This window comes from Pedobacter sp. (assembly GCF_035566355.1).
Classification (GTDB): Bacteria; Bacteroidota; Bacteroidia; order Sphingobacteriales; family Sphingobacteriaceae; genus Pedobacter.
On sequence record NZ_DATMRL010000550.1, the window covers coordinates 1 to 9,131 of the forward strand.

The 9,131-nt window shown below is 39.9% G+C and carries 6 protein-coding genes and 1 pseudogene; 1 reads left to right on the forward strand and 6 read right to left on the reverse strand.

The annotated features are described in order from the left end of the window. Both VNZ46_RS21535 and VNZ46_RS21540 read right to left on the reverse strand, forming a co-directional pair. Positions 1-429, reverse strand: a 429-nt coding sequence (locus tag VNZ46_RS21535) for an AraC family transcriptional regulator (protein ID WP_325562467.1), incomplete at its 3' end; no start/stop codon positions are given. Positions 430-1,011: 582 nt separating this feature from the next. Then, positions 1,012-3,192 carry a TonB-dependent receptor domain-containing protein gene (locus VNZ46_RS21540; protein ID WP_325562468.1) on the reverse strand — a complete coding sequence of 727 codons (2,181 nt, stop codon included), beginning with the start codon at positions 3,190-3,192 and terminating at the stop codon, positions 1,012-1,014. 90 nt (positions 3,193-3,282) lie between these two features. Between VNZ46_RS21540 and VNZ46_RS21545 the strand changes: the two genes are divergently transcribed. Beyond that, positions 3,283-3,987, forward strand: coding sequence for a DUF2490 domain-containing protein (locus VNZ46_RS21545; protein WP_325562470.1), 705 nt, complete (start codon positions 3,283-3,285; stop codon positions 3,985-3,987). Between the two features lie 62 nt (positions 3,988-4,049). Here the strand turns inward: VNZ46_RS21545 and VNZ46_RS21550 are convergent, their stop codons facing one another. From VNZ46_RS21550 to VNZ46_RS21565, 4 genes and pseudogenes are all read right to left on the reverse strand, one after another. Continuing rightward, complete coding sequence (locus tag VNZ46_RS21550) at positions 4,050-5,462, reverse strand: calcineurin-like phosphoesterase family protein (protein ID WP_325562472.1); 1,413 nt, start codon at positions 5,460-5,462, stop codon at positions 4,050-4,052. A 9-nt stretch (positions 5,463-5,471) separates the two neighbouring features. After that, entirely contained in the window at positions 5,472-6,995 is a 1,524-nt protein-coding gene (locus tag VNZ46_RS21555; protein ID WP_199079254.1) for a DUF5689 domain-containing protein, read from the reverse strand. Between the two features lie 11 nt (positions 6,996-7,006). Further along, complete coding sequence (locus tag VNZ46_RS21560) at positions 7,007-8,542, reverse strand: SusD/RagB family nutrient-binding outer membrane lipoprotein (RefSeq protein WP_325562474.1); 1,536 nt, start codon at positions 8,540-8,542, stop codon at positions 7,007-7,009. A gap of 10 nt (positions 8,543-8,552) precedes the next feature. Beyond that, positions 8,553-9,131, reverse strand: a pseudogene (locus VNZ46_RS21565) (SusC/RagA family TonB-linked outer membrane protein); the annotation flags it as partial.

Genomic DNA, 9,131 nt, shown 5'->3' on the forward strand with positions numbered 1-9,131 from the left:
AATATCTTTTTCAAATTCAACTGTTATTTGCCCATTCTTGCTTTCTGTTTTACGAATCTTGCTAAATTGATCAGGAGCCTTGTTTCTAAATGCAGTTGGACTCAGACCGTAATATTTTTTAAATGCCCGGGTAAAGGAGGAGTTACTGTTAAAACCATATTTTAAATACAGATCCTTTATGGGCACTTCCTTTCTTCTCATTAAAACAGAGGCAGCTTTCTCTATTCTTTTACGAATAATATAAGTATTCAGGGTTTCATGAATAACTTGTTTAAATAACCTATGGAAGTGAAATGGGGAATAACTCGCGGTTTCTGCTATCTGTTCCAGGGAGAGTGGCTCATCAAGATGATTGTTGATAAAGTTAACAGCCTTATTAATTCTTTCCATATGATCAGGATGGATATATTGGATTTCATCTACATTCATTGTCAATAAAATTACAAATAAGCTAAAGAAAATTCATAACTAATCCTATTACTAACACCTTATCCACATTTAATCAAACACACAAGCAACAAATAATAAACTGATAATCAAGGAAAATAAAGCACAACATATAAAAAACATAGTATTGTTATACTCTAGAATCCACAACTTTATAAACACACACCTGATTATACAATAAACAGGACCTGGCTTGTAGTTCAACCAGCAGTTATCCACAGTTTTAATGTTAATAACGAAATATTGGTTGAAAACTTCATAGCCAGGCCCCAACAATAAATCCTCCTTTTAAGAAGATGAACTTTATTCCTAAAAAGAAAACTGGAGTTATTAACAGAGTTATCAACAGTCCACCGTTTTAAAATAATGTTCACAAAATGACCTAACATTCTAGCTCTAATTTCAATGCACCCATTTTAGAACAAAAATGGTACAATGAGTATTCCAATAAAACCCACAATAAATCTTATCTACGTCGCGATGTTAACAACTGACAGCATAAGTGGATAACTATGTGTATAAGTTGATTTATTGTTAAAAAAGGAACATAAGCTTAGTCTGACGCTAATGTAACCTGCCGCGTTCCTCTTCATTACCCGAATTCCTGTCTCCGGATTTCATTGCGTTGTTTCCAAAATGATAACTAAGCCCCAGCAATACATATCTATACAATTGGAAATTGGTAAACTTCTGCTGAATGTTATTAACGGTCGTTGTTATGGAAGGTACACTACTTAAAAATACATCATTTACCGTAAGAGAGAGATCTACTTTCTTCTGAAAAACCGTTGCCTTTACACCAAGGTCTAATTTATAATAGCGGTCAGTTCTACTGATGTGATCCACTTCTGGAAATTGGTACCAGAAGTTAACTGCAGCAGCCAAGGTCTTCTCTTCATTGAAATAAATATTATTATTGGTCGCCAGGTATAAGCCAAAGCCTTTTACACTGTTAATATTAGCCATTTTAGATTGCGCATTGGTATAGGAAAAAGTCAACTGGTTATTATTGTCCAGCCAGGCAGCTAACGGTAGAGACAAATTTTCTGAAATCCCATAACGATAGGTCTTAATGAAATTTAAAGGTGTCGTATATACTATATTCGTACTTTCATTAGCCAGGGTAATATTACTAAAACCGTTATCAGTCAGATTAAAAAAAACAGAAGAAGTCAGTAAATTTTTATAGACATGTGAGATTTCGAAATTGCTATTGTATTCCGGTTGCAGATAAGGATTACCCTGACCATAGCTATAAGCTGTATATAAGGATTTATAAGGGTTCAGATTCCAGAAAGTAGGTCTGTTGATCCTGCGTCCAAAATTAAAGGAAAAATTATGATCTGTGTCGGCCTGATAAGATACCGACAGAGATGGGAATAATTTCACATAATTATTTGTGGTGTTTTGATTTAAAATGTAGGAATAGCCTTCTGTTTGTGTAAATTCCGTACGCAATCCAACTTTATATTTCCATTGCTGGTGGTCAATATTCATACTGGCATACAATGATTGTGTATTCTCTCTATAATCAAATTCATTGCTCAAACCTGGATTATACACCAGTTGACCATCGGTTTGTTTATTATAGTAAAAAGCATTGCTATAATTATTTATAAAACTGATCTTTCCACCAACAGCAAACTGGGCAAAATGTGTGGGTATACTCGCGTCTGCTTTAAAGGTATAGATATTGATCCTTTGTTTATTGGTATCAAAATAGCGGCTATTTCCCGCCGGATTAAGGCTTCCATCCGGTCTGAAGCTATTGCTCTCCAGATGAGAAATGTCAGTACGGTAGTAATTAAAATAATCTCCATTCAGCAGAAGTTTCCTGCCCGTGGTATCAAAATTGATCACACTATGCACATTTACTGCATTGGTACGAGCGATTGGATAATAAGTTGCATAGGTTCGGAGTGTAGAGTCCAACCTACCAGTACCAGGATTTCGAAAGGTGTTGCTCACATGATCTGAACCTTCATAAACATTTCTACCACCCATGTAGTTTACACCTATGCTGGTCCTGGAACTCAGTTTATAATCCAGACCGGCCTCATAATTCAGGTTCCGGTATTTGTAGTCGCCTGTATCAGACTGCATCCAAATTTGCTGGGGATAATAAAGATCAGTTTGAAATCCCTCTAAATGATGATCCCGGTCAACATTCAAACTCGCATGAGCAGATAATTTACTGGAATTATAACTCAGATCAGCTCCGGCATTAATGGCTTGATAATCCCTGGTACCGTAAACTTTTGCCGGGTTGTGAAGCCACTGTTTTCCATTCACCTGTATATTTGCAAAATATCCTTTTTTTGTAGTTTGTTTGGTCACGATATTAATCAACCCCGCATTGCCTTCAGCATCATAATTTGCACCCGGATTCTTAATCAGTTCTATCCTGGAGATTTGACCGGCAGAAATAGACTTCAAATATCTGGTTAACTCTATGCCTGAGAGCTGGACCAACTGATCATTGATCATCACCCGTACGCTCCCCTTTCCTGAAAGGCCAATCTGCCCATCACCGATTTTGATTCCAGGTACTTTACTAAGGGCATTCAATGCGTCACTCCCATTAGCTGTAATACTCGCAGCTACATTGTAAACAAGTTTATCTGAATTATTTTTAACGGTAGATTTAACAGCAGTGATTTTAATTTCTCTCAGGTTGGTATCAATCTGTGCTTGTAGTTGTTGATGTACGGTGATCAGTAAAAATAGGGCGAGTAGTCGTTTCAAAGTTTAAGGGCTTAGATGGTTTCAATGTGTTTGTGTCTTTGCAATTTACTATATTTCCTTATTTTAGCAAGACACACAAATAGAAAACAGATGGCACGTATATTACTTTTAATGTTATTCTGCTGTATCAGTATGGCAGGATTTGCTCAAACAATTACACAAAACAGCGGTTGGCTGTTCCTTTTGAACAACACCAAATTGAGCGAGAAATGGGGTACACACCTGGACGTACAGGTTAGATCTTCAGACAATTGGGAAAATGTAAGAAATTTCATGTTCAGACCCGGAATAACCTATTTCATCAGTAAAAAGCAAGATGTTACATTAGGTTACCTGCTCAACGAAAGCCACAATTTAAAACAAGGATTAAACGAATACAAACTCACTGAACACCGGATTTGGGAGCAGTACATTTATAAACACAAAATCAGTACAATACTGGTAAGTCACAGACTAAGATTGGAACAACGGTTTATCGACCGGCATCAAAAAGACGACCTTTTCTCCCAACGCTTCCGTTACTTTTTCCGTATGATTCTTCCTTTAGAAAAAGGTATTAAAGATTTTGAAAAGGGGATATTTGTCGCTTTGCAGAATGAATTTTTCTTAAACCTGCAGAATAAAGATGAACTCAACAAACATGTATTTGATCAAAACAGAGCCTATGCCGCAGCTGGTTACCGTTTCAGCAGAAAATTTGACCTGGAAGCTGGATATTTAAATCAAACCATCAAAGGGATCAGCAATTCAACCGTCAACAATGTTGTTCAACTGGCTGTTTATACACGATTCTAAGTCAAATTGATGGAATGAAAAAAGCCGGATCATCTTGTGGTCCGGCTTTTTTCATTCCATCATTAAACTTTTGTTTCTTCACTAAACCGATCTCCAAAACGATCTGTAGCGACCACTTTCACCTTCTTTACACCGGGAGCAAAATGGGCAACAAAGATATGATCAGTTTTTCTTGGCTCCGGAAAAGTACGGCCAACAGGGAGCTGATCCCCTTTGTATAAAGTAACAGCGAGGGGATCATAACCAATCTGGTTTTCAAGCAATCCCATAGGACGGTCATCCAGAAAATACTCCACTTTCCATTCCGGGTCCCAGTTCCACACATTGGCAATCAATCTGATCTGGTTAGTCAGCTGATCTACGGATATACTGATCTGTTTTTCTCTTTCTAATCCTGTCGATTTATAATACCATTTCAGATCTGTTCCATCTACATCATAAACCCCATAACCTCTTGGAGTTCCATCTTCACAAATTGGCCCTGTCCACCAGGCACCGCACACCGTACCGTGGTTATGCTCATAGATCCCATTCTTAACCACATTCTTATTAAAGTGGGTATGGCCGGACATAATATGAACATGCTTGTATCCTTTAAGCAACTCATAAAACGCTTCATTATTTTTCACTGAATTGTGTACAGGAATATGAAGATTAATGATCAGCAATTGCTCTTTGTCTACATATTGGAGGTCTTTAGCCATCCAGTCCAGTTGCGCCTCGGTAATATAGCCATCATACTCTCTTTCTACCCCTAAATAACGTACATCATCTAAAACAATGTAATGGGCTTTTCCACGGTTAAAGGAATAATAAGTTGGTCCGTAAATCTCTTTGAAAGTAACATCAGAGGTCTCATCTCCTCCCTTTCTGTAATCCATGTCGTGATTGCCCAGCGCCTGAAAAAAAGGAATTCCCATTTTTGATACTGCCAGATTATAGTCTTCAAATAAAGCATGATTGTCCCACACGATATCTCCAACACAAATCCCATGGATCAGCGTCTTTCTATCCATACTACGCAACAAACGCTGCACGTCTGGAACAGAAGTCTCCATCATTTGCTGCACATCCTTTTTATTCTTCACCTGAGGATCTGCCCAGATGATAAATTTATGCTTGCTATCATCTCTGCCCAGCGGCTGTAAATGAAAATCATAATTATTTCTCACGCCCAACTTTTCATAATGCTTCACCACACTATCATTTGTACGGAATTCATAGCCGGCTGGTGTACTTAAAAATATGCTGGTTGCCTTTTCATGAGGTTCAATAGAATAACTGCCTTTGAAATCTGTTTTAACTACAGAATAACCATCTGAAACCACCACACCTTCCACTCCCTTTTTACCAGACAGCACAGTTCCTTTAATAACCGTATCCCTTTTGAGTCCGTTAAAAGCACTACTGTTTAAACTAATGAATGCAGCCCCGCTCAAAAGGCTCATCCGCTGTATAAAAGATCTTCTCTTCATTTCAAAATTTTATTTAAGTGTCGTTGAACCTTCCCCTTCTATCTCTGAAAGTACAGATGTTTTGCTAAGCAGAACATTTGTTTGCGTCCGGGCTTTGATCCATCTTCCTAACGAAGCATTATAAACTCCACCCAGCACATAGAAATAACCTATATCCGCTGTTGTATAAGCCAAACACAAGGTATTAGAACCGTTGGCATAAAATGGCTGATTTTGTAATGTAATCGGATTGGTCACATCATAAAAATCAGTATTCGTAATACGGTATCCCATAGCAGGAGGCCCAGCGGTATACAAACTTCCTCCACTGGCCACAAATAATACATCAACTGGTTTAGATGCAGCAGTAATATTTGTTCCTGAAAAAATTGCCAGTCCTGAAGCATTTCCACTGTTGGCAAACAAACCACTGGTCTTTGTACCAAAACCATCTCCGTCTGTTGTCGTGTAATTAAAAGCCCTGATCCAGTTTGACGTACTTATACTGGTAGATCCAGAGCCATTGATGGTTTTTCCTGCCCCGCCAACATAAAAGAAAGTCCCTTTAGCTGCTGTCCCCGAGCTGAGGTTAAATTTAAAAGTACGCATCCCACCGGTTGCCCAGCCATTTGCCGGATAGCCGGTTGGTGTGGATGCATTGGCATTATTCGTCACCACAACAGAATAAGGCGTGACAGCGAAATTAATATCCTTGGTAGCCATTAACTGGATATACTCATAATTTCCGTCCCCTCCCTTCACATCACTGATAAAACCAGTGATGATGATTGGGGCAATTTCTATCTCGGAACTCAACACCACCACATCATTACCCGTACGTGGCCGCTGCTGGGGAATAAGCTGACCATCAGGGCCTGGCTTGTTAAAAATAATTCCATAATAATTGGCCATGACCGGGAGCTGTTTACTCGCAAAATTTGCTGTAGCTTCGGTATGCAGATCCAAATTTCCAAAACCATCATTGAGGATTTTATCTCCCGATAAAACGTCCGTAGGCGCTGGCAAAGGATCAAACCCACCTTTTACAATGGCAACCAGCGTACTTTCATACTTATCCGGATTGGCCAGGATCAGGTTACCAGGTACCCGGTTTGCCGGGATGATTTTACCTGATGAAACTCTGGTTACCGCCGAAGAGGGAACATTTGTAATTTGCAAAGTGCCGCCTACCCTTTTCAGTATACCACCTTCCACATTAACGATAATGGAATCTCCAGGCATATATTTCGCTGCATCGTTGCCAATGGGAATAGAAATCCCCCTAAGTTCAGACAAACGTCTTTTGTCCTGGAGTACCAGCAGACCTGCGGGCATATTACCTCCGGAGTGATCTGAAATTACAATTCCGGTGATCTTATTGGAGCCCAGCATATTTTCAGTATTCAACGTTACGTCTGCTCCGCGGTACAGATTTCTTAAATCATAAAGACCGATATATGGGCTGACCATTCCACCAGGATAATTGCCCTTTTTACAGCTTCCTATAAAAGCTGCAGAGAAAAGAAGAAAAGTATATAAAAGTATCTTTTTCATGTATTTGAGTTTTATGGTTTTTGCCACCATACCTGAGTAAATATTTCATCTCCACCCATAGCTACTACTGCTGCTTTATAATTGGTTGGATTGGCCGATTGCACATACACCGGATAGGTCAGTCTGGCCGGCATTACACCATCATTTCTTAAGCCAGTTCCTTTGGGTAAAACCGGATGTCCTGTTCGACGGTATTCAAACCATTGCTGCAGATCGGTCAAAAACAAGGCATAATACTTTTGAAGATGGATGAGTTCCATTTTTTGATCCAGAGAGGCTGTCTCCTCCCATTCAATATCCGCAGCAGCAAGAAAGGTATTGATGTCTTCAGCCCATGTGGGCAGCCAAAGTGTAATACTGCTTTTAGCCCCATTCGTATAATAAGCCGCAGCAGAACCATTGATCCAGCCTTTAGCCGCAGCTTCGGCAAGAATAAACTGAAGTTCAGCATAGTTCATGATCATTCCTGTTAAGGGATCGCTTTGCAATGTAGCCGCAGGCAGACTGTTTACGGTTTGCCCTGTAGAATAAAAGTAAGATTTCTTCACCGGGTTCTCTCCGGGAGCATAACCACTCGGCACTCCTAAATACGCTCCCTGATAAGGCACAATAGCAAACCTGTTTACACCATTGGTACCATAGGTAGGGATATTGATCCGGGGATCGTTCCAAACCACCAGATGGTCAATAAAGAAACTGGCCATTCCTGGCGTCCTGAAATCCTGTTCTCTGACCCCACCAATAAATGGCGAGGTATAAGGCGCAACACCTGTCCACCTCAATATGGCCGAATCCTCATTACCGGCCATAATAGGATAAGATGATGCTTTGGTATCTACAATTTCCTTGATCTTATCAATGCAGGAAGCAGCGACCTCCGATTTCCCAGAAAGCCTCAGCAGTAAACGCAAGTATAGTGTATTACCAAACTTCCTCCATTTCAATGCATTACCAGCATATACGGGGTCACTTCCACCAAGAACGTTTCCAGCCCCGTTCAATAAAGCATTGGCTTCTTCCAGTTTTTTGAAAAGATCCAGATAAATATCTTTCTGCTTATCAAATACCGGGGTAAAGTTATTGTCATCTTTGCCTTTATTTGACTCGGAATAAGGCACATCTCCATAGGTATCGGTAAGCATACTATAAATCCAGGACTGACAGATGAGTGAAATCCCCATATACGTTTTACTGGAGGTCAGCGGCTGTCCTGCTATGGTATAGATATCCTTAAAATTAGTGAGCTGAGTATACCAGCCATTCCAAAGATAATCTCCCCAGGTACGTTTAATATCGTATCTGAATACCTTGCCTTCCGCATCACTTGCATCGACGGTAACCTGCATCAGCTCGTTCGTGAAGTTCCGGTTGCGAAACATATTATAACTTACTGTATTTACCAGCGCCGGAGCCAGCAGTTGCTGGGGTAAAGCATTCGGTGTATCGTTCGGGCTTGTATTGATGTCGTTAAAGCCTTTCTTACAAGAAGGCAATACAAATGCCAGAAGAGCGGTAATGGCTATAATTTTATACGTATTTTTTCTCATTCTATTTACATTAAAGACCAATGACCAGGTTAAATCCAAAAGTTCTTGTTGAAGGAAATTGTGCAATTTCAAAGCCCTGGGTAATATCACTTCCGCTCAGGGTACCAAATTCAGGATCAAAGATTGGCCAGTTAGACCATATGTACAGGTTACGTCCATACACACCAACGGTAGCGCGCTGCATCCCCAATCTTTTAGAGAATTTTGGATTAAGTGTATAATCCAGTCTGGCTTCCCTGAACTTAATAAAGTTGGTTGAAAAAGTATTCCCCTCTGCGTTGTCAATTCCATAATGCGAACGGTAATATCCATCTACATCTGATGCAATGACATCGTTCTTCCTAAAGGTTCCATCCGCATTTTGAACGACTCCGTTTCCGATGATCCCATTGTACCTTCCCGGCAATGTATTGGTTGTTTTTCCTTGCTCTGCCAGCTTATAATTGGTTAAAGAGTAGCCTACCGCTCCATATTGGGCATCAAACAAAACATTTAAACGGAATTGCTTGTACTTAAAATCATGGCTCATACTGGTCTTCCATTTTGGAATGGTATTCCCCAGATACACCAGATCATCGGAGAGCTTTGC

Excerpts from the sequence above, each read along its gene's own strand:
- VNZ46_RS21545 (WP_325562470.1), top strand. The coding sequence starts at position 3,283 with ATGGCACGTATATTACTTTTAATGTTATTCTGCTGTATCAGTATGGCA.
- VNZ46_RS21550 (WP_325562472.1), bottom strand. The coding sequence starts at position 5,462 with ATGAAGAGAAGATCTTTTATACAGCGGATGAGCCTTTTGAGCGGGGCT.
- VNZ46_RS21555 (WP_199079254.1), bottom strand. The coding sequence starts at position 6,995 with ATGAAAAAGATACTTTTATATACTTTTCTTCTTTTCTCTGCAGCTTTT.
- VNZ46_RS21560 (WP_325562474.1), bottom strand. The coding sequence starts at position 8,542 with ATGAGAAAAAATACGTATAAAATTATAGCCATTACCGCTCTTCTGGCA.